The sequence below is a fragment of the Synechococcus sp. O70.2 genome (assembly GCF_047462135.1).
Lineage (GTDB): Bacteria > Cyanobacteriota > Cyanobacteriia > Thermostichales > Thermostichaceae > Thermostichus.
This window is the reverse complement of sequence record NZ_JANSIS010000002.1, coordinates 327,403-352,080: the sequence shown is the minus strand read 5'-3', so window position 1 is coordinate 352,080 and position 24,678 is coordinate 327,403. Positions and strand designations below refer to the sequence as shown.

The following is a 24,678-nucleotide window of genomic DNA, read 5'->3' as shown; positions in this document are numbered from 1 at the left end:
GCTAGGTGTAAGGGCGACGTCCAGCTCCACTAGGTTTGAAAATGCCCATGAAAAAGAGAATTGCCACGGCCGTTGCTTTGCTCTGCTGTCTACTGGCCCTACTTTTCTTTTGGCGCTTAGGAACTGCTGCCCGAAAACCAACCCTCCAACTCTACATCTGGTCGGAATACATTGACCCAGCCATTCTCACGGCCTTTGAGAAAGCCACTAACAGCCGCGTAGTGGTGAGTGTGTACGAGTCCAACGAGGACATGATTGCCAAGCTGCGGGGGGGCGGCGTCAGCCAGTACGACATTGTCGTGCCCACCGACTACGTTGTGCCCAACATGGTGGAGCTGGGCCTGCTGCAGCCTCTCAACAAAAACCTCATTCCCAATCTCCGCAACCTGGACGAGAAGTTTGTCGGCTTGCCCTTTGACCCAGAAAACACCTACACCGTTCCCTACCAGTGGGGCACCACCGGCATTGGCTACCGCAAAGACCGCCTGCCGGAAAACTTTGAGCGTTCCTGGGGGCTGATCTTTGATCCTAAGCAGCAGTACGGCCCCTTTGTGATGATCGACGAGATGCGCTCTATGCTTGCGGCTGCCGCCTTCTACCTGGGCTTTGACCCCAGTACAACCGTTCCCGCAGAGCTGCAACAGATTCAGGAGCTGTTGATTCAAGCCAAACGCCGCAGCGCCGGCCTCATTGGCGGGGTGGGCGGCAAAAATCAACTGGTCTCCGGGACAGCCAATGTGGCGGTTGTCTACAGCGGCGATGCCCTGCAAGCTGCCGAAGAAAATCCCAACATTGGCTACTTTGTCCCCCGCGAGGGCGCCCACATTTGGCTTGACGTGATGGCCATCCCTGCCAAAGCTCCTAACCCAGAGCTGGCCAACCGCTTCATCAACTTCATTCTGGAGCCAGAAATTGGCGCTCAACTGAGCAACTACAACCGCTTTGCTACCCCCAACGCTGCTGCCCTACCCAGGATCAACCCCCGGGATCGCCAAAACCCAGCTATCTATCCCGATGAGGCGACCTTTGCCAGGCTAAAGTACCTCAAAGTGCTGTCGCAGGAGCAGCTACGTCTGGTTGACGCTGTCTGGACTGCCGTCAAAAGCAGCTAGGGATCCACTGCCTGCGGCTTGTTAGCTCTCGACACAAAACTTGACACTTTTTAATATCTGAGCCACATTGGGAATGTCACCTACTGATGGAGTTGCAGCCATGGAAAACCAAGAAGCTAAGTTTGGCTTTACGCCCTTTGCCGAAAAATGGAATGGCCGGCTGGCGATGCTGGGCTTTGTAATTGGCGTTTTGACCGAGCTGCTCACGGGCCAAGGGATCCTCTCTCAAATCGGCCTGATGTAATCCCAAGCCCTGGCACAGACCCTTTCTGCTCGGCTGGCAGCCGAGCTTTTGCTTTGCTGAGGCTCTACCCCCTACAAATTCTGCAAGTACTGGCAAATGTCGGCTAGGATGCGCTCCAGCTCCTCCAGGCCCTGGGAAGCCCTGGCCCATTCTGGTGCAGCACTGTCCAGGGATCCCTGCTGGGCCAGTTGCACCCCCAGGTGCTCGAGCTCGCGGGCTGCTTGAGAAAAGGCATGGGCCCCCACGTTGGCGCTGGCTCCCTTGAGGCGGTGGGCAATTTTCCTCAAGTCTTCAGCATTACCCGCTGCAACGGCTTGGCGCAGCCGCGGCAACAGGTTCTGGCAATCCTGGACGAACACCTGCAGCAGCTCCCGCTGAAACTGGCTGTCGCCCGCCGTAACCCGCTCCAAGTAAGCCGAGTCGATGGGATAGGGCAGCGTGGGATCAGAGTTGCCGCTGGCACCCTTAGGAGAAGGCGGAGCGGGCGAAGCCACCTCGGAGGTAGGCCCATTGGCTGCTCCTAGTGCGGAGGAGGCGATCTGGCGGCTCCAGTAGTTGATCACTCTCTCCAAATCCTCCTTTAGCACCGGCTTACTGAGATAGTCGTCCATCCCTGCTTGCAGGCAGCACTCCCGATCCTCGTGCATAGCGTTGGCCGTGAGGGCAATCACCACGGTGTGGTGGCCAGATCCCTGCTCTCGCTGGCGCAGACGGCGCGTGGCCTCGTAGCCATCCATTACTGGCATTTGGCAATCCATGAAAACGAGGTCGTACTTGACTTGCTCCAGCAGATCCAACACTTCTTGGCCGTTGGCCACCACATCCGCCAAGTAGCCCAAGCTCTGGAGCTGGCGCAGGGCCACCTTCTGGTTGACGGGGTTGTCTTCTGCTAGCAGGATGCGCAGGGATTGCTGGGGACGGCCGGGTGAGGGCGCACTTTGGGAAGCGGCAGTGCTCATGGATAGCAGCGAAGTGGCCAGGCCAGAGGATTTGCCCAGCGCCATGACCAGCGCTTCCTGCAGGCGGCTTTGTTTTACCGGCTTAACCAAGTAGGCGGCAAAGCCAATCTCGGTGGCGCGGCGGGAGTGCTCCCCCAGTCCCAGTGAAGTCATCATCACCAGTTGCGTCTCGGCCAGTTGCGGATCTGCCTTGATCCAGCGGCCCAAGGTCTCCCCATCCACCTCCGGCATTTGCATATCCAAAACGGCCAGGGGGAAGGGTCTGCCTTCCCGAACGGCTTGGCGCAGTTTGTCCATAGCCTGATAGGCATTTCCGGCCTCTTCCACCACCATTCCCCAAGCCGTGGCCTGGCAGCGCAGGATCTTGCGATTGGTGGCGTTGTCGTCCACCACCAACAGCCGCTTGCCCTGCAAATCCACCGGGATGCGAACAGCAGGCTGGGAAAGCTGCTGGGCATAGGGCTGCCGCTCCAGAGTCAGCTCGACGCTGAAGGTGCTGCCGCGGCCCTCCTCGCTCTCTAGGAAAATCTTGCCCCCCATCAGCTCTGTCAGTTGCTTGCAAATGGCCAGGCCAAGTCCTGTGCCCCCGTACTTGCGGGTGGTGGAGGCATCCACTTGGGTAAAGGGCTGAAACAGCTTGGCTTGGGCCTCCTTGGGGATCCCGATCCCTGTATCCCTTACCGAAAGCCGGAGCTGGACGTGGGTGGTTGTTTCCTGCATCAGCTCGGCCTGGATGACCACCTCCCCTTGATGGGTAAACTTAATGGCATTGCTTACCAAATTGTTGAGGATTTGCCGTAGTCGCGACGCATCCCCCCGCAGATAGCGCGGCACTTCCGGCGGCATGAGCACTGCCAGCTCCAGGCCCTTGGCGTGGGCAGTGGAAGCAAACAGATCCGCCACCTCTTCTAGACACGAGCGGAGATCAAAATCCAGGATCTCCAGCTCCATTTCCCCGGCCTCCAATTTGGAGAAGTCCAGGATGTCGTTGATGAGGGTGAGCAGCGCGTCGCCACTGACGCGGATAGTCTCCACAAAATCCCGCTGCTCTGGGGTAAGGGGCGTCTCCAGCAGCAGGCCCGTCATCCCCAACACCGCGTTCATGGGAGTGCGGATCTCGTGGCTCATGGTGGCCAAGAAGCTGCTCTTGGCCTGGGCAGCTTGCTCTGCCGCTTTGCGGGCTTGTTCTAGCTCGAGGCTGCGCTTTCTCTCCCGCTCCAAAAGGGCTGCCTGGGTGAGGGCAATGCCAATTTGGTTAGCCAGTTGCGCCAACAGCTCAATCTCAAACGGCTGCCACTGGCGGGGTGCCGAGCACTGGTGAGCCAGCAACAGCCCCCACAGCCGCTGCTCCATCAATAGGGGCACCACCAGGTTGGCCTTGACCTGCATTTTTCGCAGCAGCTCCAGGTAACAGGGCTCCAGCCCTTCGGTCTCCACGTTGCTGACGGCGCGAACGCGGCCCTGGCTGTAGAGCTCGACGTATTTCTCCTGAAAACACCGATCCTCAATCACCTCGCCCAAAAGGGAAGGAATGCCGGGCTGGGTTTTCTCGCTGCAGATGATCCCGGATCCATCCGGCTGGAAGCGGTAGACCAAGACTCGGTCGGCTTTGAGCAGGGCTTGGATTTCTGTTACCGCCGTTTCCAGGATCTCGGCAATATCCAAAGATTGGCGGATCTTTAAGCTAAGATCGGCCAGGAGTTGAGCCCGCCGGCTCTGCCGCTCCAGCTCTTCGGCAGCTTTCTTCTGCTCGGTAATGTTGCGGAAGATGCCTCGCGTAGCCACCATTACCCCATCTTCAAAGCGGCAGTTGACATTGCCCTCCACCCAAACGGTTTCACCGCTGGCCGTGAGGAAAGCTGTCTCTACCCTCTCCAGTTTCTCCCCTGCTAGAAGCTTCTGGAAAAGAGCCTGGCAGTGCTCCCGGCAGTCGGGGTGGATGATGTCGAAAACCCTCATTTGCTGGATTTGAGTTTCGTCGTAGCCCAGGGTTTCTTTCCAGGCGCGGTTGACATACAAAAAGCGCCCTTCGGCATCCACGCTCTGGATGAGGTCGCTAGCATTTTCAAAGAGATCCCGGTAGCGCTCTTCGCTTTCTTTCAAGGCCAGCTCCGCCAGCTTGCGGTCGGTGATGTCGATGCCAGTGCTTATGAGAAACTCTGCCTCACCGTTGGCACCGATTAAGGCGGTATTGGTCCAGTCAATCAGCCGCAGTGCCCCTTGCTTGGTGCGCCAGAAGTTTTCATGGCGATTCAAAAAGAGGGAATGATTGCCCTTGAGCTGTTCAAAAGCCTGCTTTACACCAGGCACATCCTCCGCTGGGATCAAACCCACCTCCCACAGTAGCCGGCCCCTGACTTCCGCCAGCGAGTAGCCAGAGAGTTGCTCAGCAGCGCGGTTGAAGCGCAGGATGCGCCCTTCCGGATCCATGACCACTACCAACGCCCCTGCCGTATCGATAACCGCGTTGGTAAAATCTCGCTCTTGCTTGAGGGATCGTTCTGCCTCTTCTCGCTCGGCAGTCTCCCGGCGGATGAGGAAGTAAACGGCGCTCAGAACCAGGTAAGTGAAAATCAGCCCCCCCAGGGCAACAAGATTGGTTCTCACCCAGGTTAACTGCAGTTCCTGATTGCGTTGCTCCAGAAGGCGATCCTCCTCCTGCTGCAGCACCCGAATCAACTCGACAATTTGCTCCGTTAACCTTGGCCCTTCGCTGCTTTCTAGAGCTTCCTGAACGGCAGGTAGCCCCTCTTGCTCCCTCAGCCGGATCAAGTCTTGGATGACTCGTAGCCGTTGCTCCAGCAGCAGCTCTAGGCGCTTCAGGCGCTCTTGCTGCAGGGGGTTGTCAGCAGTGAGCTCTTTCAACAAGCGCAGATGGGTGGAGGTGGCTTCAAGGCTGGCTTGGTACTCACTGAGATAGCGAGGATTATTGGTCAGAAGATAACCATATTGACCGGCCTCGGCGGCGCCGGTTTCCGCCAACAATCCCTCCAAGCTTTGGATTGCTTTCAGAGTGTGGGCCACTCGGCTTGTCAGTTGCGGCAGTTGAGAGGCATTCCGCTGAGCTGAGTAGGTGATCCCGCCCAGAAGCAAGGCAGCTAGGCCAAAACCGGCCGTCACCTTGAGGAGAAAGCGGTTTTTGCGGGCAGGTTTAGTATCCCCCGACTTAGGCAGCAGAGGCGTCTGAGCCAGTTCCCTCAAGCTACGGCGCAGCTCCAACTGAGCTACTACCTGATGGGCCAGAGCCTTGAGCTGATCCAGTTGCTCCGGGCTAAGCTGCCGAGGCTGATAATCGACAACGCAAAGCGTGCCTAAGGCTTGCCCTTCTGGAGTTACCAGAGGGATGCCAGCATAGAAGCGGATGTGGGGCTCTTGCGTAACAAGCGGGTTGTCGGCAAAGCGCGGATCCTGAGTGGCATCGGGCACCACCAGCGGCTCTTGGGGAGACAAGATGGCGTGGGCGCAGAAGGCCACATCCCGGGGAGTCTCCTGCACATCGACGCCGAATTTGGCCTTAAACCACTGGCGGTGTTCGTCGACAAGGCTGACCAGAGCAATGGGCGTGCCGCAGATGTAGGCGGCAAGGCGGACGATCTCGTCAAAGGCAGTTTCAGGTGCCGTATCGAGAATCTGGTACTGCCGCAGGGCAGCCAGCCGCTCTTTTTCGTTGGGAGGAAGGGGAGCTTTGGGCATAGGCCAGGAAGGGATCCCAACCACCGATCTCGGAGGTCGATAGTCTCAAGGTAAAAGAGGTAACCCCAGCATAACTTCCAAGCCTCTCCACCGGAAGCTACAGGGATCCGCTCTCCAAGCCCGCTTCCTGCTGGATGAGCTGTCTGCATTCTCGCCCTGCTCAGCAGCTCCGTCAGACGAGGCAAAATTACAGGCCCAGACCTGACCTATCCAGATCCGCTGTAGGCAGAAGAGAAAAAAGCTGGTCGGATCTCAGTCTCGACATTCGTACTGGTGTCAAAGCCAGGGAAGATTGATACAATAAACTCCAATCTATGGTGTTAGTTAAGATGACCAGGCTATTTCCTATCGTTCGTATGGGAACTTCAGGTTGAAACTTTTTAACAAAGGACCTAGCATGATACCACAAGCTCGGCAAAAGGAGGATAGCTTTAGCTATGCAAAAGCTCCAAGATAGCCTGGTAAAGGCCTTGAGCATTGATGGTGCCTTGGGGGTAGCACTGGGGGATTGGAAAACCGGGATGTGCCTGGGATACAAGGGTACCAACAGCCCTGCCTTTCCCGAAGCTAATCTAGAGCTGGCTGTTGCCGGAAACACAGAGGTGATCCGCGCCAAAATGCGAGTTGCTGAGTCTCTTAAGCTTACTGACAAAATCGAGGAGGTTCTTATCCTGCTGGAGACTCAGTACCACCTAATGCATCTAGTCCAGCACATCTCTGGTTTGTTTTTCTATCTGGTTCTGGATCGAGAGAAAGGCAACTTGGCCCTTGCCCGCATCAAGCTTGGCCAAATCGAAAAGGAGCTGGCCCTCTAGAAGTGGAGGTGAAGCCGGACAACCTGGCAGTATCCCCTGAAACCCATTTTGGGGAAGTGCGGAACCGGGGACTTGAACCCCGATGGCATTGCTGCCACTAGAACCTGAATCTAGCGCGTCTACCATTCCGCCAGTTCCGCAGCGATCTATAAGTCTGCCCAAGAAAAGGGATCCCTGTCAAGGGCAGAGGCAGGTTCTGCAAAGGGATCCTACTCCTATGCTAAGCTCGGCTGCGCACGCAATGGATCCAGAGCGCTAACTTTGGCGGCTTTTACTTTTGTTTGCGAGGGCACCTGCCCCAACACACAGGCGCGGGCGGGATATTTCATCACCCCCCACGGCGAAATTCCCACCCCTTGCTTCATGCCGGTGGGAACTCTGGCCAACGTGAAGACCCTCACCCCTGCCCAGCTTAAGGAAACCGGTGCCCCCATCCTTCTCTGCAACACCTACCACCTCCACCTGCAGCCTGGCGAGAGCATCATCCAAGAAGCAGGGGGGCTACACCGCTTTATGGGCTGGCCGGGCCCCATCCTCACCGACTCGGGGGGTTTCCAGGTCTTCAGCCTCAGCGCCATTCGCAAAATTGACGAGGAAGGGGTGACCTTCCGCTCCCCCTACGACGGGCGTCTGGTTCGCTTTACCCCTGAGCTTGCCATTCAAATCCAAAATGCCTTGGGCGCGGACATCATCATGGCTTTTGATGAGTGTCCCCCCTACCCTGCTAGTCCAGAAGCGGTAGCTGCAGCGGTGCGGCGAACCAATCAGTGGCTGAAGCGCTGTGTAGAGGCCCATCGCCGTTCAGATCAAGCCTTGTTTGGCATTGTCCAGGGAGGGGTTTACCCAGAGCTGCGCCACCAGGCGGTGGAAGAGGTCTGTCGGTTGGATCTGCCGGGGTATGCCATTGGCGGGGTGAGTGTAGGAGAGCCAGTGGAGCTGATGCACGCCGTGGTGCGGCAGGTAGCTCCTCGACTGCCGGCAGATCGCCCTCGCTACCTTATGGGGGTGGGCACCTATGCTGAGATACGGGCCGCAGTGGCTGCTGGAGTGGATTTGTTTGACTGCGTGATCCCCACCCGTTATGCTCGCCATGGTACGGTAATCAGCCGGGGCAAACGCTGGAACATCAAGAATGCCGAACACCGCCGCAGCCTAGATCCCATTGATCCCGACTGTCCCTGCTACACCTGCCGCCACTTTAGCCGCGCCTATCTGTGTCACCTCATTCGCGCAGGGGAGCTCCTGGGCTACACTCTGCTTTCTATCCACAACATCACTGAGCTAGTGCGCTACATGCAGAAAATGCGCCAGGCCATCCTGGAAGGTAAGTTTCACGAAAATTGGGATCCCTGGAGCTAAGCCGGCCAGAAGTCTCTACCTTGTTTTCAAAGCCCACCGCGGACCTAATCGCCGGCACACCCTGTGCAGGACAGCGTTGTGTCTGCGGCTCAGGCTTTAATGGACTACGCTGAGCGCTACGCTCTGGCCCTAATCTCAACTTTGTAGCTCTGCGCCTATCTTCCGCAGCTGCCTGCCTGCTACTTTGCTCACGGCTCTACGACGCCGCTGCCGAGGCCGAGCTTCTGGAGCAGTTGCAGCAAGTGGTTGAGTCGAGGATTTAGACAGCAGCCTCCTAGATTGGTACGGGCGTTAAAGCTGGCAGGTACGGCGGCTGCGCTCTAGCTCCGGCTCGATCCAGGAGAGGGAGAAGTGACTCACACAGGACAACTGCGGGAAGCGGCGGGCCAGTGCTGCCATCTGGGTTTCTAGACTGGGGCGGTTTCGCTGCGCTTGTCCCCACAGCCCAGCAATAGCGGGACAAACAAAGGTTTGGGGAGAAGCTACAGCCAAAACTCGCTCCACTTGCTTGACCACACAAGAGCTGTCCTCGCACTTGGCATAGGCCATGGGGTGCCATTCCATGTTTGGATCAAAGCGATCCCAAGGCTGGAGGCGAGCATCAAACCCCTCCCCTACCTTCAGGTTGCCATCGGGGAAAAAGACAGCCCCGCTTGGAATTCCCCTTTTCCAGACGAGCTGGGCAGCTTGTCGAAGGTAATCGAGCACCCCCTGGCGAGCGAACTCAACGCTGAGCTCCCAGAGCTGCTGCTGCCAGCGTACTTGGCGAACGGCGGCAGGAGGGGTGGGCGTGGGAGAAGGAGTGGGAGCCAAGTTGCTCTTCCCTGAATGGGCAGGGGTGGAATGCTGCTCTCCCTGCCAATTCTTGCTTGCTGTGCTCCGGGCAACCCAGGTCGATAGCTCTGGAGAAAATACCCATTCCTCAGTCGCGCTGGGCCTGGGATCCCCTGGCCGACGCCACCTCGGCTCTTCAGAATAGGTGGCATCCAGGCGGAGAACATCCGCTACGGTAATGTAGCCCTGACGTAGGTAACGCTCCAGCAAGGCTCGCCCCGCTGGGTTTTCTGCCAAGTCCAGGTAGGCCTGTCGGGCCCCCTCCCCGTGGATCCACAGATCCCGGACGTTAGTGGCTAGGCTTGAGGCCCCCGAGCCGCGGGGATAGCGAATGTAGTCGAAGAGGATTCCGTCCGGCTGCCGCTGCAAGATCCGGCGGATGAGCTCGGCAAGATCCCGTCGCGCCAGGGGGTGAAAGGGATCCACAAACACTTCATCGAGGCTACCCAAATCTTCGGGGAGGGCTGCTGCCGGATCCAAGAGGGTAGCAAGGCCACGACCGTTGCGGGCCAAGACGGACTGGCGATCCGGGCGCTGACCGTAGCTGTAGCCGAAATTGAGGGAAGACACCCACGCATAAGCCGAAAGCCCCCGCCGTCGCGCCGCCTTGAGAGCCAAGTCCAGCAAATCGGCATTGGGCTGCAGGCTGGGCCAGATCCCTCCTGCCCCATCCGGCAAGATGGAGCGGCCGTCGTGCAGGGTCTCGATAAAGACGCGGTTGTAGCCTAGGTTCACCACTTGGTCGAACACCTGATCCAGCACGCCCGGATTGGCATCACAAGGATGCAGGCGCACCCAAATGGCCTGGACTTGCGGCCAACGGCGGCTGCGGCAGGCGAGCAAGGCAGCGCGATGTTCGGCTAAAACTTGGGTGTATTCGGCCCAAGCCGCATCTGACTCTGACTGGGCAGCCCGCTGGCGCAGTTGAGCCTTGCGCGCCACTTCCTCCGGTGGCTGGCGGCAGTAGGCGTCAAGCCGAAAAGCCAGGGGAGATCCCCCTGGGAAAGAGAAATGGCCTGGCCACTGGAATTCGGCTTGGGCAGCACTCCTGGGCCCCAGCAGTATCAGGGCGCCAAGCACACCTGCCAGCCAGGGGATTCCGGGTTTTTTCCACTGCTGCCTTGGCAACCCCAACACCCTTAACTCCTACAGAAGCCTTAGCCCCGTCTCTCCCTAGAGATCGGCAAACCAAAGGCAATTGTTCCCGCCTAGCCAAGCCAAAGGACAACACCGCCAGAACTCGATATCCCCCGACTTCCGCATCTTCTGGGGTCAAGACTCAATTCGGTACTTAGCCAACTGCTGTCGAGCTGCCTGCCGCATTACCTCCACCGGCACAGGCTTGCCCCCCAGCCAGAGGGAGAGAGCTTTGGCCCCCTGGTGAACCAGCATCTCCAGACCACTGATGGGGGTGTGGCCCAGCTCAGCCGCCATGCGCAGCAGCGGCGTGGGATCCGGTACATAGATGAGGTCATAAACAACGGCGCCGGCAGGCAATAGGGCCAGTTGTTCCGAGCTAAGAGGGGAAAGTTCAGTAGCAGAGCCCGGCTTCTGCATGCCCACGGGGGTAGTGTTGACCACAAGGCGAGTTTCGGGCAAGCGGCGATCCAGCTCGGCCCAGCTTAGCGTCTCCAGCTGCGGCCAGGTTTGCTGCAGGGCCTGTAACTTCTCAAGGGATCGCCCAGCCACCCGCACTGGCCCCAGCCCCAACTCCAAACAGCCCTGGATGGCCGCCCGCGCCGCCCCGCCAGATCCCAGGATTAGGACAGGGATCCCTTTCTCTAAACCCAGCAAAGGTTGAACAAAGCCGTCGATGTCGGTGTTGGTGCCACCCCAGCCTCCCTCGGGCAAGGCGTAGACGGTGTTCACCGCTCCCACCGCTGCCGCCCGCGTTTCCACCTGGCTAAGCAAAGGCAGAATGGCCTGCTTGTGAGGAATCGTTACGTTAAACCCTCGCACCCCGATGGCTGCAAGCCCTGCCACCGCCACTGCCAAGCGCTCTGCCTTCACGGGAAAGGGCACATAGCAGTAGTCTTCTCCCATGGCCGCCAAAGCGGCGTTGTGCATCGCCGGGGAGAGGCTATGGGCTACCGGATCCCCAACTAGGCCCAGCAACTGCGTGCTTCCCGAAATGCGTCTTTCCACCCCCACTCCTCCAGGGATTCAAGTCTGGGCTTTTTGACGGCTAGTAGCGGATCTCAAGAGTCACTTGGGCGCGCACCGTTTGCTGTCCCCCTTCCACTGGCGTGGTGGCTGCCTGGAGGCGGGCATACTCCGCTCCACCCATGCCTGGGGACGGGGGTTGGACATAGCTGTCGCTGTGAATCTGGATGCGTTCTACGGAACGGATGCTCAGGTTCAAGGCCCCCAGCACGTCGCTGGCTTGGCGTCGAGCATCTTCCACAGCCTGGGTTAGGGCGCGGCTGCGTGCTTGCAACAGGGCGGCCTCATTGGCTCGGAAGCTGACCGACTCCACCTGGGTGGCTCCAGCAGCCACGGCTTCATCCAGCACTTGTCCTGCTCGGGCTATGGGCACCTCAAATTGGAAGCTGTTTTGCCCCTGGATCCCTGTCAGGCGAGGCGGGCTCTTTTGGTAGTCGTATTGGGGATAGAGGGAAATGCCGGTGGTTTGCAGGGCGCTTACCTGCAGCTCTTTGAGGCGGTTGACCAGCCGCTCCGAACGCTCAGCCAGCTGCTGTTGGACAGATTGGGCCGTATCCCCTTGGATCACTACCCCTAGCCGGATCACCGCAATTGAGGTTTCCACGGCAGCCGATCCCTGACCGGTTACAGTCAACGTTCGGGATCCTTTGTCGGGACTGGCCATCGCTCCTCCATTGCTGCCGACCACACCCCACGCTAACACGGCTAGCGCTAGCCCAAGAGCTAGCCAAGGCGCCCACTTCCTTTTCCAGCTGTTGCCCCCCTTCATTTCTTTCACCCCCCAGGAGTTCACCCCCAGCTTACTCCCACCGCTCCTCTAGCCGGTCGGACAAAAGCCCCAACCATCGGTTCCCTCACCTCACCCAGACGGTGCGTTCTTGCCCCATCCCCTATCGGCCCAGAGCAGCAGAAGCCAGGTTGCTGCCTATCCTTAGCTAAGGGCGCTTCCACCTCTGAGATTCTCGGGCAAGCCGTATGATTTGATTAGGGCAAGGTGGTGGGACTTGAGAATGGCCGAATCAAGACTGCGCAAGCTGCTGCATGATCTTGATGTTGAGCTGCAAAAGGCCTCTGGCTTGGAGGAAAAGCAACGGCAGCAAATTGCCGCCATCTGTCAGGAAGTGGAAGCGCTGCTGGCCGAGATGGGAAGCCAACAAGACCGAGGGCTAAAGGATCGCCTGGAAGAAGCACTGGCCTTGTTTGAAGCCTCTCACCCCAACCTCACCCTGATCCTGGAGCAGCTGATCGACACGCTGGCAGGGATGGGTTTGTAGCTCCGAAAGGCAGTGAACAACCGGAGCCAAGGCTGCTTGTTGGATTCGGGTAGAAAAACTGCTGGCCTGGACGCCCGAGCAGAGTGCCGCCAATAGCCGCAAGATCCAAGACCTTCGAGAAAGCCATTCCAAGCTGGCCAAATTGGACCCGCCCCGACTAGGCCCACCTGGTCAAGCCGGCTGAAGGAGAAACTCAGAGCCAGCTCTAATCTTCATCCACTTCTCCCCACTCCAACAAGTGGGCATAAGGAGCCACCAGCTTGGGAGAGTAAAAAGCAACGGCCTGCAGTAGGCGCCAGTCTTCCAGGCAGTCGAAGAGGTTAGGGTACTCGTTGCGCTCCAGTCGCTCTGCAATAGCTGCCACATCAGCTGCAGTGAATTGGCGGGGATCCACACCCTTAGAAGGGGCTTTCACCTTGGGTTGGGCAGGCATAGGCAGCCTGAAACGCTACAAGCCGATCTTAGCCTCTCCTAGTTTCCCACTCCTCGGCTTGCCTAGCGGAGGATCTCAGCGTCCAAAACAGGCTCTGTCTGGGTGACGCGGTAATAGCCGGCCTGAGTACGAACTGAGGCTTGATAGGGGCTAGGCAAATCCAAAGAGCGCAAGGGCGGGATGTTGGTGCGCTGGTTTAGCAAAGCGGTGAAGAAGGCAGTGACTCGCTTGGCCTGGGAGCGCACCACCTCTTCAGGGAAAGCCACTGGATCCACCTCCCTGCCCTTATCCAACAGAATCTCATCCAAGGTATTCCCCACCGGGTAAGAAGGATAGGCAATTTGGCCAAAGACACCCCTTGCCGGGATCCCGGCGGCTAAACACCCTAGGACCATCGCCAAGGCTAGACGCATGTTCCGTAATTCCCTTTACGCTACAGCTTGTTCCTCAACACGGGAAGATCTGGGCGCTGCCCATCAACCTTTACTCCCGGGGAGCTTACCGCTTGACTGGCAGCTAAGGCGGATTCTACCCAAACTGCTTCGATTGGCAACCGCATACGGATTCCAACATGACAAGGGATCCCAATGCTGACTAGGATCGGGATACCCTCTTTAGGAAGCGTTGCCTGTGAGTGTTCGCGTTCGCCTTGCCCCCAGCCCAACTGGCAACTTGCACATTGGCACAGCCCGGACAGCAGTGTTCAACTGGCTCTATGCCCGCCGCCATGGTGGCCAGTTCATCCTGCGCATCGAAGACACTGACCGCGAGCGCTCTTCCCCCCGCTACACCCGTAATATCCTCGCGGGGCTAGCCTGGCTGGGGCTGGACTGGGACGAAGGGCCTGTTTACCAGTCCAACCGCATAGCGCGCTACCGGGAAGTGGTGCAGCAGCTTCTAGATCGGGGGCTAGCCTACCGCTGCTATGTCACTGAGGAGGAGCTGGAAGCCATGCGGGCTGCCCAAAAGGCCGCTGGCAAAGCCCCCCGCTACGACAACCGCCACCGTTTCCTCACCGAGGAGCAGCGACGGGCCTACGAAGCTGAGGGGCGGCAGCCGGTGATCCGGTTTAAGATTGAGGAGCCGATGGAGGTCTCGTGGGTGGATCTCATCCGCGGCCCCATTACCTGGAACACCCAGGACTTGGGTGGGGACATGGTCATCGCGCGGGCGGATGGCTACCCTCTCTACAACTTGGCAGTGGTGGTAGACGATATTGACATGGGCATCACCCACGTCATCCGTGGCGAAGACCACATTGGCAACACGCCCAAGCAGATCTTGCTCTACCGAGCGCTGGGGTATGAACCGCCGCAATTTGCCCATTCCCCCCTGATCCTAAACCAAGAGGGGAAGAAGCTCTCCAAGCGGGATGGAGCCACTTCGGTAACCGAGTTTCAGCAAATGGGCTTTCTGCCCGAGGCCCTCAAAAACTACCTGGCTTTGCTGAGTTGGTCTCCCCCAGATGGGGAAGAAATTTTCTCGTTGGAAAAAGCAGCTACCCTGTTTGACTTTGACCGAGTCAACCGGGCTGCTGCCCGTTTTGACTGGGACAAGCTGAACTGGATCAACAGCCAGTACATCAAGCGGCTTTCGCCAGCGGAGTTGGTGGAGCGGCTTACCCCCTTTTGGCAGGCGGCGGGGTTTGACCTGGGATCGGTGCCCGATTCCAGTTGGCTAGAGGATGTGGCTCGCCTAGTGGCTGACGGCATCGACCGCCTGGCGGAGGCCCCTCCCCTAAGTCGCTTTTTATTCGTAGAGCCCCTTAGCTACAGCTTGCCTGCGCTGGAACAGTTGCGCTTGCCGGGAGTGGCAGAGGCAATGGCAGCCATGGCATCTGCGTTGGCTGCTGCCGAGCTGCCTCAGCCAGTTACTGCTGAGAGCCTGCAGCCACTGGTGGACCAGGTGGCCCAAAGCCAGGGGATGAAAAAGGGCTTGCTCATGAAAAGTTTGCGGGCGGCCTTGACCGGCGAGCTGCAGGGGCCAGATTTACTGACCTCTTTTGCCCTGTTGCACCGGCGAGGCTGGGCCTTGGGGCGGCTGCAGGCAGTGCAGAAGGTGGTGGGCTGACTAGGACGCTGACTGCTCTGCCTTTGCAGGCTTTTGTCAGGGTGGCAATTGTTGCTCTTCTTTGCCACCGGCCAAGCTGTGGATCTGGGCCTGGTACTCAGCTTCCGTCAGCAGTTGCTGCGGCTGCCGATCCAGGAACAACCGGCCCAAGAGGTGATCGTACTCGTGCTGGAAAATTCGTGCTGGGAAGTCCTGCCAAGTCACTCTCTGCCGGACACCTTCTGGGGTGTAGTACTCCACCTCCACCTCGCGGGCACGGGCCACTAGGCCACGGCAGTTGGGCACGCTCAAGCAGCCCTCCCACCCTAGCACCTGCTCGTCGCTCAAGGCCAAGGGGCGGGGGTTGAGCATCACCAGCGGCTCCATCTGGGGAGCGTCGGGATAGCGAGGGTTGGGACGGGAGGCCACAATGATGACCTGGAGGGGGGATCCCACCTGAGGGGCCGCCAAGCCCACCCCCTGGGCTTCTTTCAAAGTGGCAAGCATCTCTTCAATGAGGTTTTGCAAAGCCGGCGTTCCAAACTCAGTGACCGGCTCAGCTACTTGAGTCAGGATGGGATCCCCCAGTTGGCGCAGGCGCAAGGTCATGTTCCCTCCGCAGGCTCTCCAGCATTGGCTAGCGATCTTTGCGGCTGGCTGCTGTCTCCAGAGCGAGCTTGGAGCGCTTTAGCCCCTCTGGGACAGGAATGGGGTAGTGGCCGGTAAAGCAGGCAGAGCAAAAAGAATTGGGATCCTGGCCTGTGGCCGCCAGCATGCCTTCCCAGCTCAGGTAGGCCAAAGAGTCCACCCCGATTTTCTCAGCAATTTCTGCCACCGAATGCCTGGCGGCAATCAACTGGTCTTGGCTGTCCGTGTCGATGCCGTAGAAGCAGGGATGGGTAACCGGCGGACTGGAGATGCGCATGTGAACTTCGGTGGCCCCCGCCTGGCGCAGGGCCTTGACGATTTTCTGGCTGGTGGTGCCGCGCACAATCGAGTCGTCCACAATAACAATTCGCTTCCCCCGCAGCACATCTTCCAGGGGGTTGAGCTTCATGCGAATGCCCCGCTCCCGCATCGACTGGGTGGGCTGAATGAAGGTGCGGCCCACATAGCGGTTTTTAATCAGCCCCTCGGTGTAGGGGATCCCTGTCTGGCGGGCATAGCCAATGGCTGCCGGGGTGCCGGAATCGGGCACCGCGATCACCCAGTCGGCCTCTGCCGGAGCTTCCCTGGCCAGTTGTTCTCCCAGCCGCACCCGGTAGGAGTAGAGGCTTTCCCCATGCATGCAACTATCGGGGCGGGCAAAGTAGATCATCTCGAAGATGCACAGTTTAGGGTTGGCCTCCGCCCAGCGCACCGATTGCAGCCCCTGCCGGTCAATCCACACCAGCTCCCCCGGCTCCACCTGGCGCAGGTAATCGGCTCCGATGATATCCAGAGCACAGGTCTCGGAGGCTAAGACATAGTGTAACCGTGGGGCTTCGGGGCAATGAGGGCTGCCCACCCTCTGGGGCTGCAGCAGCTCCTGCCTGGTGGGGTTGCGGCTCAAAAACCCCAACACCAGCGGGCGCACGCCGTAGGGATCCCGCGCTCCAATCAGCCCTTCGGGGGTGCCGATGACCAGGCTAAAAGCCCCACGGCAGCGGCGCAGAGCCCGACAGGTGGCTTCTACCCACCCTTGGCCCTGATTGACCGCCTGGGCAATGGCGTGGGCAATGCACTCCGAGTCAGTGCTGCCGGTGAGGTGGCGGTCGGCAGCTTCCAGTTCTCTGCGCAGCTCTTCGGCATTGACCAAGTTGCCGTTGTGGGCCAAAGCCAGCGGCCCCAGGCGGCTTTCCACGATCACCGGCTGAGCGTTGGCCATGCGGCTAGAGCCAGTGGTGGAGTAGCGGGTGTGGCCCACTGCCAAGTCGCCGCTGAGCTGGGCCAGGTTTACCTCGTCGAAAACTTGGGAAACTAGGCCCATCGCCTTGTGTACTCGGCAAAAGGCTCCTTCAAAAGTGGCGATCCCCGCCGATTCTTGGCCACGGTGCTGCAGGGCAAACAGCCCAAAGTAGGCTAGTCTGGCCACCTCCTCCCCAGGGGCCAAAATGCCAAATACTCCACAGGCCTCCTTGGGCTCCTCCTGGCTGTTCCAAAAGCCGGCAGGCCAGTTCTGCTCCTCTCCCCCCGCTGGAGACGGTCTTGCCCCCGCTTTTGCTGCCATGGATCCTCATCTTGCCGGTTGTACCTACCAGTCTAGCCTGAGCCCAGCCCCTTCCCCCTCGACTGCGCCGGGATGAGCAGGTCACTGCCAAGTTGCTATAGGTCTTTCAGGGCGGAAGAGGGGCTATCGACTTCAATGGGGCCTAGTCCTCTCTTTTGAGCCAGGGTTTGCAGCTCTTGAACCAACCGCTGATCCTGGGAGGCGGTTCGAGCTCCCGACTCAGCAGCCCATGCCTTCAAGTCTTGAATTTGGTCGCGGGCAATGGCGGCTAGAGGGACGGTTTGGCGAATGGCCACCAAGTATTATGGGTTGTCAGCCAAGGGATCCCGGCAGGAAACACAAGCAGGGTAGACAGATAGGTATGGGGTGTTACGGCGGCCAAACCACTCGTAGCGGTGATCCCGGATCTGTTCGTAGCCTCGATCCCCTAGAAGCTTCAAGCCGGGGAAGTTGCGGTAAAAAGCCAGCCACACCTCCCCGCTCGGCAAAAGGGCGGCAATTTGTTCAATGGCAGCGGATCCCTGCCAGCGGCGCTCTGGGTGCTCCAGATCGATGAGAATCACCCCCAGCTCCACCTGCTCCGGTGGGATCCCCCATTGGGCCAGGGTAGAAGCATCTTGCATGGGGGCATAGCAAAACTGCCGTCCGCGATCCAGTTGCTCCAAGAGCTGAACGCCGGTGGCACAGAGGTTGCAGAGGCCGTCGTAGATAACCATGTAGGGCATGGTGGGATCCCTCAGGCGGGCTGACCCAAAATTCGGGCTTGGTACTCTGCCTCTGTTTGCCGCGGCAGAAATAGCCGGCCCATGAGGCGATTGTATTCGTGCTGGAAATCGGCTAGGCTTGGAGGATGGGCTATTTTCTCACCAGCCAACGCAACAAAGCCAGCCAGCTAGCCCATAGGCTGGATCTATCTGGCTCCCTCTTTTTTATCATCCGGCTTTAGCCAAGGGGTTGTAAGAAAATCCTGCGACCAGCTGTAACAGGGCTGGGCTGCCGGGGTCAGCACCTGAGAAGCGCCTTTAGCTCGGCGCAACCAACAATCCCGAACGGCTACCAATTTGGTTTGGAGGATAACGATGCGCATTGCCCAAATTGCCCCCTTGCACGAAAGTGTACCCCCCAAGCTCTACGGCGGCACCGAGCGGGTGGTCTCGTGGTTAACTGAAGAGCTAGTGCGGCGCGGGCACGAGGTGACTCTATTTGCTAGCGGCGACTCTCAGACCCAGGCTCGCTTGATCCCTTTCCGGGAGCGGGCTTTGCGCTTGGATCCCACGGCCATTGATACGGTGGCTCCCCACATCTTGATGGTGGAGAAGGCCTTTCAGATGGCCAACGAGTTTGACATTATCCATGGCCACATCGACTACTATCCCTACGCCCTGGCCCGCCGCCACCCTCAAGTTTCTTTTTTGGCCACTCTACACGGGCGACTGGACATTCCGGAGCTGCAGCCTCTCTACAGCGAGTTTCAGGACATTCCGGTGGTCTCCATCTCCAATGCTCAGCGGCGGCCGCTGCCCCAGGCGCGCTGGGTAGGGACGGTCTACCATGGCTTACCCCTGGATCTCCACCGTTTCTACCCAGAAAAGGGGGATTACCTGGCCTTTCTGGGCCGGGTCTCGCCGGAAAAAGGGTTGGACACGGCCATTGAAATTGCCACGCGGGCAGGGATGCCGCTGAAGGCTGCTATCAAGATCGACGCGGTGGATCGCCAGTACTACGAGCTAGAAATTAAGCCTCTGGCTAGCCGCCATCCCAATGTGGAGATCATTGGGGAAATCACTGACCAAGAGAAAAACGAGTTCTTGGGCAAGGCCTACGCGGTGCTGTTTCCCATCCGCTGGCCGGAGCCCTTTGGGCTGGTGATGATTGAAGCCATGGCCTGTGGCACGCCGGTGATTGCTACTCGCTTTGGCTCGGTGCCCGAGGTGATGGCCGACAGCCGCTCCGGCTTTATTGTTGACTCCGTGGAAGAGGCAGTGGAGGCCTTGGAAAAGGTGGGATCCCTTGACCGAGCTGGGGTGCGGCAGGTGTTTGAGGAGCGGTTTAGCGTCGAGAGGATGGTGTCGGAATACGAGGCCCTCTACAACCAGTTGGTGAACGAGCGGCAGGGGCGATCGAAGAAAGCCACCCCTGGCCTATCAACTCTGCCCAGTTAAAGCTTGAGCTAGCTGCGAGGCTGCTGTTTTGCTGCTTTGGTTGGGTGCGAAGACCGAGATGGCCGAAGACATCATCCAGATTCAGGATCAGTACTACATCCGCGCCAGCGCTTCGCTGGTGGAGGCGCGTCCCCACGTCCTCAAGCAGGACAACTGCTTTGCTGTTTTTGACCGCCTGGGAAACATGCGCCCCCTCGGCATCCGGGATCACGGCCTGTTTCGCGATGACACCCGCTTTTTATCTCGGCTGGTCTTGGACTTGCAGGGGAAGCAGTTTCTGCTGCTCAGCTCAGAGGTGCGGGAAGACAAGGACATTCTGGCGGTGGATCTCACCAACCCCGAGTTCACCACCTCGGAGGGGCAGTTCATTGAACAAGAGACGTTACACGTCTTGCGCACCACTTTCTTGTGGAACAACGTGGCCTATGAGCGCATTCGCATTCACAACTACGGTTTGGAGACGCTCCGCGTGCCGCTTACCCTGCGCTTTGAGGCCGACTTTGCCGACATGTTTGAGATTCGCGGCATCCGGCGGGCGCAGCGGGGGCAACTGTTGCCGGCCCAGGTGACGCCGGAGGGGGTAACTTTGCGCTACCGCGGCCTAGACGGACTGGAGCGGCAGACGCGGCTCCTATTTTCCCCTCCTCCGGACGTGGTTTCGGAAAAGCTAGCGCAGTGGTGGGTGCCGCTGGCACCTCAGGAGGAGCGGGATCTAGAAGTAAGGGTAGTCTGCAGCTATGGCGGCGAGGAGATCCCGCCCCTGACCTACCAGGAGGCACTGCAGGCAGAACGGGAGCAGCGGGCGGCGCTAAGAGCTTTGGCCCACCGCATCGACACTGGCAACGCTCAGTTTAACGAGTGGCTCAACGCCTCGCGGGACGACCTGGTGATGATGCTGGCCCGCACGCCCTATGGGCTCTATCCCCACGCTGGCGTACCTTGGTTTGCCACAGTCTTTGGCCGCGACGCGCTGATCACTGCCCTAGCCACCCTTTGGTGGTTTCCCGATTTGGCGCGGGGAGTGCTGCTGTACCTGGCAGCCCACCAGGCCCAGGAGGTAGATCCCAGCCGCGATGCCGAGCCGGGCAAGATCTTGCACGAGCAGCGCTACAGCGAGATGGCCAAGACGCGCGAGATCCCCTTTGGCAATTATTTCGGCAGCATCGACTCAACGCCGCTGTTTGTGGTGCTAGCAGGGCGCTATGTGCGCCGCAGCGGCGACCTCGAGCTGTTGCGGCAGTTGTGGCCCAACATCGAAGCAGCCCTAAGCTGGATGGACACCTACGGGGATCTGGACGGCGACGGCTTCTTGGAGTATGCCAGCAAGGCGCGACGGGGCTTGCGCAATCAGGGCTGGAAAGATTCGGAAGACGCCATCTTCTATGCCGACGGATCCCTAGCGGAGCCACCCATAGCCCTGTGCGAGGTGCAGGGCTACGCCTACGAGGCCAAGCTGTTGGCAGCGGAGATGGCAGAGCTATTGGGGCGGCAAGAGCAGGCGGCGCAACTGCGGCAGCAAGCAGAAAAGCTGCAGCAGCGGTTTTGGGAGCAGTTTTGGTGTGAAGAGCTGGGCGGCTACGTCCTGGCTTTGGACGGGCGCAAGCAACCCTGTCGCGTGCGCAGCTCCAACATGGGCCACTGCCTGTTTTCCGGGATCGCTCACCCGCAGCATGCCGAGCGCATTGCCCGGCAACTCTTGGAGCCGGCTTTTTTTAGCGGCTGGGGGATCCGCACCCTGGCGGAAGGGGAAGGGCGCTACAATCCCATGTCCTACCACAACGGCTCCATCTGGCCCCACGACAATGCCCTGATTGCGGCAGGGCTCTCCCGCTATGGCTATAAGGCGGAGGCGGCCCAGGTGTTGACAGCCTTGTTCGATGCCAGCCAGTTTCTAGAGCTGCGGCGGCTGCCGGAGCTGTTCTGTGGCTTTCGGCGGCGCCAGCGGGAAGGCCCCACCCTTTATCCGGTGGCCTGTCTGCCCCAGTCTTGGGCGGCGGCCAGCGTGTTCCTGCTGCTGCAGGCCTGCCTAGGCCTGGAGATCGACGGCTTGGCCCAGCGGGTGCACCTGACTCAGCCCACCCTGCCCCCGTGGCTGCCCCATGTTACCCTCGAAAACATTCAGGTGGGGCGCGGATCCCTGGACATTGGCCTGTATCTCCAGGCAGGAGGGGTGGGGATCAACGTCCTGAGAAGCACAGGGGATGTGGAGTTGACGGTGAGGTAGGAATGCCCTCAGCGTTCCACCAGCAAGGCTACAGCAAAGGCAGCCATAGCCTCCCCCTGACCTACAGGACCCAGTTTTTCGTTGGTGGTGGCCTTGATCCCTACCTGCTTGGGCGATATTTGCATAGCCTCGGCTAGACGAGCCTGCATGGCAGGGATGTGAGGCTTGAGCTTGGGCTGCTCCGCCACCACCACACTGTCTACATTGGCAACGCACCAGCCCTCTTGGCCCACCAGCTGCACCACTTGCTGTAGTAAAAGGATGCTATCTGCCCCTTTCCAGCGCTCCTCTTCCGGGGGAAAGTAGTAGCCGATATCCCGCAGGGCGGCAGCTCCCAGGAGGGCGTCCATGATGGCGTGGGTGAGGACATCGGCGTCGCTATGGCCCAATAGCCCCTTTTCGTAAGGGATCCGGATCCCGCCCAGGATCAGGGGGCGCCCCTCGACGAGGCGGTGGATGTCGTAGCCCTGGCCAATGCGCACTTTTCCGGCTCCCTTGGGAAAACCATCGAGACCCTTGTCGACCATTGCCCCCTCCGAGGAGCTAGGGGGATGGAAGTCGAGTAACCGACAAGCAGCTTTTGAGAACGCCTCTTTCTATTCTGCCGGCTCCAGAGGGGAATAGCAGATGGGACAAGACGAACCACTGTAGCAGTCGAAGCAGATGAGGTGAGACTTCCCGTAGGGATTGGCGCAGCGCTTGGCCCACTGATAATCGCTGTAGCTAAGATCTTTTCCGCAAACGTCACATCTGGCCATCTCGCTTTCTTCTCCTCAAGCTTCCGAATTAAAACACCACACTAGAGAGATGATCCTAATCGATCCCTGAGCCCCAGCTTGAGAGAAACTATCCCCCAGCCCTGTCCAGAAGGGGATCCTGCCGCCCACAGGGGATCCCGTCTTCGAGAGGCGTCCAGCCCGGCTGCCAAAGATCCCGGTTCTTCAGGGTGGCCGCGTTGACCCAGAGGCGCACCTGGGGATCGCAGACGGCTCTGAGCTCGGCAAACACTACCCCCCCTTCCCCCTCTTGGCGAGCGGTAACCTGAAAATGTCGCCAGCCCAGCACAGGCTGAACCGAAGTCCACTTGGAGCCGAGGAGGTGGGGAAAGCGCTGCTTTCGGCGGGGTCTGCTACGGGCCATGGGTTGAGGACTGGCTGCTACCCTACCGCTGCCTGGGGGCGAGCGAGGAGCGGTAGGATGGCTAGAAGTGCTCTGGCATTCCAATTTACCCCCTAGCCTATCCAACGATGGTGCAACATGGGCAACCGCTGTGGCTCTTTTGGCAGCAGGTGCTTCTGAAAGCGAGACTTCTATTGCTCCTCCTGGCGTGTCTGGTTTTGGGCACGGGACTGCCCTGGGTCGCGTCCAGCGCTTGGGCAGCAACTGAGCCAGGACTATCTGGCAAACTAACGGGGCCGGAGTGGCGCCAGGCCGATCCCGAAGCCAAGCAGGCGTTTTGTCGCAAAGCCTTTCAGGCGTTCCGAACCTCTCCTGCCCAGAGCTACATCATCAGCTCCAACGTGCAGGCCTTAACCCCAGAGGGCCTGTGCCGGCGCATAGACCAGTTTTACCAGTACGCCATCCACGACGAGATCCCGCTCAACCAGGCGGCCAATATCGCTCCCCTGCTTTTTTCGGATCAGCCGCTGGAGTAGGGGCCGCCGCCTGAGGGAGGGCTTGTCTCCTGCTCCTGAGCGAGATCTTGGCCCTAGGTTGATAATAGAACTGTTCTCTTGCCCCTCTCAGCCATGCCCGGCTCTGTTATTTCCCCCGAAAACTTGCTAGATCTCTGCGAACAGGGTGTGCAAAAGGCCTTGGCTGCCGGCGCTGACCAAGCCGAGGTGTTTGCCAACTCAGGCCGCGAGACGGAAGTCACTTTTGAGAAAAATGACCTCAACCTGGTTCGCACTAGCTGTGAGACCCTGTTTGGCATCCGAGTTTTCTGCGGCGGCAGGCTGGGCTTTGCCACCTCCAACCGCCCAGAAGATCTGGCCGAAACAGCAGCTGAGGCGGTGGCCATGGCCAAGGCTTCGCCGGCGGATCCCCTCAACGCCCTGCCGGATCCCCAGCCTCTGCCCCAGGTGCCCTTTGCCCTTGACCCAGGCCTGCTGGAGCTGGATGCTGCCGAGCTGACGCAACTGGGATCCCAACTGGTGGAGTGGGTGCGCTCCAAAGACCCGCGCATCACCATCGACAGCGGCTCCTTCAGTGTGGAAGAGGATACCGTGGCCATTGCTTCTTCCACCGGCATCCGCGCCAACTACCACAGCGTTGAAGCGGGCGGATCCCTATTTGGCATGGCCATCGATGGGGATGAGGTAGGCAGCTTTGCCTACGACGGCGACAGCGTCCAGAAGCGGGCGGATCTGGTGCCGGCCCTAGAGCGAGCTTTTGATCGCTTTGTGCAAAAGTGCGTGGGGGCCCTGGGGGCTAGCAAGGGAGAGAGTTTTCGTGGCCCCATCGTCCTGCCGCCGGATGTGGTGGAGGAGTTTCTGGGAGACCTCCTCTTTGTGCTGGGGGCGGATGCAGTGCGCAAAGGCAAAAGCCCCCTGGCGCAGAAGATGGGATCCCTTATCGCCAGCCCTCTGTTGACGCTGGTTTCGGAAGGCCTGGGCTTGCCTGGCTACCCCATTGAGCCCTTTGACCGCGAGGGGATCCCCCGCCAAGTTACCCCCCTAATCCACGAAGGGATCCTCTGCAACTTCATGTACAACAGCTACGAGGGCCGGGCTGCCGGCGTTCCCTCCAATGGCCATGCCACAGGGGGAGCGGGCAGCTTGCCAGGAGTGGGGCCGGCCTGTCTGAGCTTGGCTCCAGGGACAACGCCCCTGGCGGAGTTGTACGCGATGGAGCGGGGCATCATCGTCACCCGGCTTTCCGGCAGCAGCAACCCCATCACAGGAGATTTCTCTGGGGTAGTCAAGGGGGGCTTCTTGGTCAAAGGCGGCGAAAAACGCCCCATCCTGGAGACCACCATTGCCGGCAACCTCTACGACTGTTTGCGCAATATCTCTGCCATCTCCCAGGAAGTAACTGTCTTCAACGGCACGGCTGCCTTTCCTGCCCTGCGCATTGAAGATGTCTCGATAACGGCAGGATAGCTGACCAAGTAAGTGCCCTGGGATATCCAGCCAGCAACCATAGGCTA

The 24,678-nt window shown here is 59.5% G+C and carries 23 protein-coding genes and 1 tRNA gene; 10 read left to right on the top strand and 14 right to left on the bottom strand.

The features are described 5' to 3' along the window. The first annotated feature begins 41 nt into the window (after nt 1-41). Both NW812_RS04300 and NW812_RS04295 read left to right on the top strand, forming a co-directional pair. On the top strand, nt 42-1,112 hold the full coding sequence (locus NW812_RS04300; protein ID WP_414394351.1) for a spermidine/putrescine ABC transporter substrate-binding protein: 1,071 nt from the start codon (nt 42-44) through the stop codon (nt 1,110-1,112). Between the two features lie 100 nt (nt 1,113-1,212). Then, the gene (locus tag NW812_RS04295) at nt 1,213-1,356 is read left to right on the top strand and encodes a high light inducible protein (protein WP_414346668.1); all 144 of its coding nucleotides are present in this window, start codon (nt 1,213-1,215) and stop codon (nt 1,354-1,356) included. A gap of 71 nt (nt 1,357-1,427) precedes the next feature. On the opposite strand, the gene NW812_RS04290 is transcribed toward NW812_RS04295, so the two are convergent. Then, the gene (locus NW812_RS04290; protein ID WP_414394349.1) at nt 1,428-6,008 is read right to left on the bottom strand and encodes a GAF domain-containing protein; all 4,581 of its coding nucleotides are present in this window, start codon (nt 6,006-6,008) and stop codon (nt 1,428-1,430) included. Between the two features lie 437 nt (nt 6,009-6,445). Between NW812_RS04290 and NW812_RS04285 the strand changes: the two genes are divergently transcribed. Further along, a complete protein-coding gene (locus NW812_RS04285) occupies nt 6,446-6,823 on the top strand; it encodes a hypothetical protein (protein ID WP_414394347.1) in 378 nt (125 codons plus the stop codon). A 57-nt stretch (nt 6,824-6,880) separates the two neighbouring features. Here the strand turns inward: NW812_RS04285 and NW812_RS04280 are convergent. Further along, nucleotides 6,881-6,963 (bottom strand) — tRNA-Leu (locus tag NW812_RS04280). Nucleotides 6,964-7,084: 121 nt separating this feature from the next. On the opposite strand from NW812_RS04280, the gene tgt reads away from it, so the two are divergent. Continuing rightward, nucleotides 7,085-8,182 (top strand): tRNA guanosine(34) transglycosylase Tgt, encoded by a 1,098-nt coding sequence (tgt, locus tag NW812_RS04275; protein WP_414394345.1) that lies wholly within the window; start codon nt 7,085-7,087, stop codon nt 8,180-8,182. Between the two features lie 291 nt (nt 8,183-8,473). Here the strand turns inward: tgt and NW812_RS04270 are convergent, their stop codons facing one another. The 3 genes from NW812_RS04270 to NW812_RS04260 form a co-directional block, all read right to left on the bottom strand. Continuing rightward, nucleotides 8,474-10,096: a hypothetical protein gene (locus tag NW812_RS04270; RefSeq protein ID WP_414394343.1), complete on the bottom strand. Its 1,623-nt coding sequence runs from the start codon at nt 10,094-10,096 to the stop codon at nt 8,474-8,476. 192 nt (nt 10,097-10,288) lie between these two features. Then, a complete protein-coding gene (locus tag NW812_RS04265) occupies nt 10,289-11,161 on the bottom strand; it encodes a shikimate dehydrogenase (RefSeq protein WP_414394341.1) in 873 nt (290 codons plus the stop codon). Between the two features lie 40 nt (nt 11,162-11,201). Then, complete coding sequence (locus NW812_RS04260; RefSeq protein ID WP_414394339.1) at nt 11,202-11,843, bottom strand: SIMPL domain-containing protein; 642 nt, start codon at nt 11,841-11,843, stop codon at nt 11,202-11,204. A 346-nt stretch (nt 11,844-12,189) separates the two neighbouring features. Between NW812_RS04260 and NW812_RS04255 the strand changes: the two genes are divergently transcribed. Further along, nucleotides 12,190-12,453 (top strand): DUF4404 family protein, encoded by a 264-nt coding sequence (locus tag NW812_RS04255; protein ID WP_414394337.1) that lies wholly within the window; start codon nt 12,190-12,192, stop codon nt 12,451-12,453. Between the two features lie 205 nt (nt 12,454-12,658). On the opposite strand, the gene NW812_RS04250 is transcribed toward NW812_RS04255, so the two are convergent. Both NW812_RS04250 and NW812_RS04245 read right to left on the bottom strand, forming a co-directional pair. Further along, nucleotides 12,659-12,886 carry a DUF2555 domain-containing protein gene (locus NW812_RS04250; protein WP_414394335.1) on the bottom strand — a complete coding sequence of 76 codons (228 nt, stop codon included), beginning with the start codon at nt 12,884-12,886 and terminating at the stop codon, nt 12,659-12,661. Nucleotides 12,887-12,948: 62 nt separating this feature from the next. Then, nucleotides 12,949-13,299 (bottom strand): hypothetical protein, encoded by a 351-nt coding sequence (locus NW812_RS04245; RefSeq protein ID WP_414394334.1) that lies wholly within the window; start codon nt 13,297-13,299, stop codon nt 12,949-12,951. A 217-nt stretch (nt 13,300-13,516) separates the two neighbouring features. Here NW812_RS04245 and gltX point away from each other — a divergent pair, with 217 nt between their 5' ends. Then, nucleotides 13,517-14,956 carry a glutamate--tRNA ligase gene (gene gltX / locus NW812_RS04240; protein WP_414394332.1) on the top strand — a complete coding sequence of 480 codons (1,440 nt, stop codon included), beginning with the start codon at nt 13,517-13,519 and terminating at the stop codon, nt 14,954-14,956. 36 nt (nt 14,957-14,992) lie between these two features. On the opposite strand, the gene def is transcribed toward gltX, so the two are convergent. The 5 genes from def to NW812_RS04215 all read right to left on the bottom strand — a co-directional run bounded on the left by def (nt 14,993) and on the right by NW812_RS04215 (nt 18,018). After that, entirely contained in the window at nt 14,993-15,544 is a 552-nt protein-coding gene (gene def, locus NW812_RS04235) for a peptide deformylase (protein ID WP_414394330.1), read from the bottom strand. A 28-nt stretch (nt 15,545-15,572) separates the two neighbouring features. Further along, on the bottom strand, nt 15,573-17,030 hold the full coding sequence (gene purF / locus NW812_RS04230) for an amidophosphoribosyltransferase (RefSeq protein ID WP_414394414.1): 1,458 nt from the start codon (nt 17,028-17,030) through the stop codon (nt 15,573-15,575). Nucleotides 17,031-17,239: 209 nt separating this feature from the next. Next, nucleotides 17,240-17,440, bottom strand: coding sequence for a hypothetical protein (locus NW812_RS04225; protein ID WP_414394329.1), 201 nt, complete (start codon nt 17,438-17,440; stop codon nt 17,240-17,242). 6 nt (nt 17,441-17,446) lie between these two features. Then, nucleotides 17,447-17,869, bottom strand: coding sequence for a thiol-disulfide oxidoreductase DCC family protein (locus tag NW812_RS04220; RefSeq protein WP_414394327.1), 423 nt, complete (start codon nt 17,867-17,869; stop codon nt 17,447-17,449). Between the two features lie 11 nt (nt 17,870-17,880). Beyond that, nucleotides 17,881-18,018: a hypothetical protein gene (locus tag NW812_RS04215; RefSeq protein ID WP_414394325.1), complete on the bottom strand. Its 138-nt coding sequence runs from the start codon at nt 18,016-18,018 to the stop codon at nt 17,881-17,883. Nucleotides 18,019-18,223: 205 nt separating this feature from the next. On the opposite strand from NW812_RS04215, the gene NW812_RS04210 reads away from it, so the two are divergent. Both NW812_RS04210 and NW812_RS04205 read left to right on the top strand, forming a co-directional pair. Continuing rightward, the gene (locus NW812_RS04210; RefSeq protein ID WP_414394323.1) at nt 18,224-19,306 is read left to right on the top strand and encodes a glycosyltransferase family 4 protein; all 1,083 of its coding nucleotides are present in this window, start codon (nt 18,224-18,226) and stop codon (nt 19,304-19,306) included. 58 nt (nt 19,307-19,364) lie between these two features. Then, nucleotides 19,365-21,530 carry a glycogen debranching N-terminal domain-containing protein gene (locus NW812_RS04205; RefSeq protein WP_414394321.1) on the top strand — a complete coding sequence of 722 codons (2,166 nt, stop codon included), beginning with the start codon at nt 19,365-19,367 and terminating at the stop codon, nt 21,528-21,530. Between the two features lie 8 nt (nt 21,531-21,538). On the opposite strand, the gene ispF is transcribed toward NW812_RS04205, so the two are convergent. Beyond that, complete coding sequence (ispF, locus tag NW812_RS04200) at nt 21,539-22,012, bottom strand: 2-C-methyl-D-erythritol 2,4-cyclodiphosphate synthase (RefSeq protein ID WP_414394413.1); 474 nt, start codon at nt 22,010-22,012, stop codon at nt 21,539-21,541. Between the two features lie 364 nt (nt 22,013-22,376). After that, a complete protein-coding gene (locus NW812_RS04195; protein ID WP_414394320.1) occupies nt 22,377-22,670 on the bottom strand; it encodes a TIGR02450 family Trp-rich protein in 294 nt (97 codons plus the stop codon). A gap of 107 nt (nt 22,671-22,777) precedes the next feature. Between NW812_RS04195 and NW812_RS04190 the strand changes: the two genes are divergently transcribed. Together NW812_RS04190 and NW812_RS04185 are read left to right on the top strand one after the other, a co-directional pair. Then, on the top strand, nt 22,778-23,185 hold the full coding sequence (locus NW812_RS04190; protein ID WP_414394318.1) for a hypothetical protein: 408 nt from the start codon (nt 22,778-22,780) through the stop codon (nt 23,183-23,185). Nucleotides 23,186-23,278: 93 nt separating this feature from the next. Then, nucleotides 23,279-24,631: a TldD/PmbA family protein gene (locus tag NW812_RS04185; RefSeq protein WP_414394316.1), complete on the top strand. Its 1,353-nt coding sequence runs from the start codon at nt 23,279-23,281 to the stop codon at nt 24,629-24,631. Nucleotides 24,632-24,678: the final 47 nt, after the last annotated feature.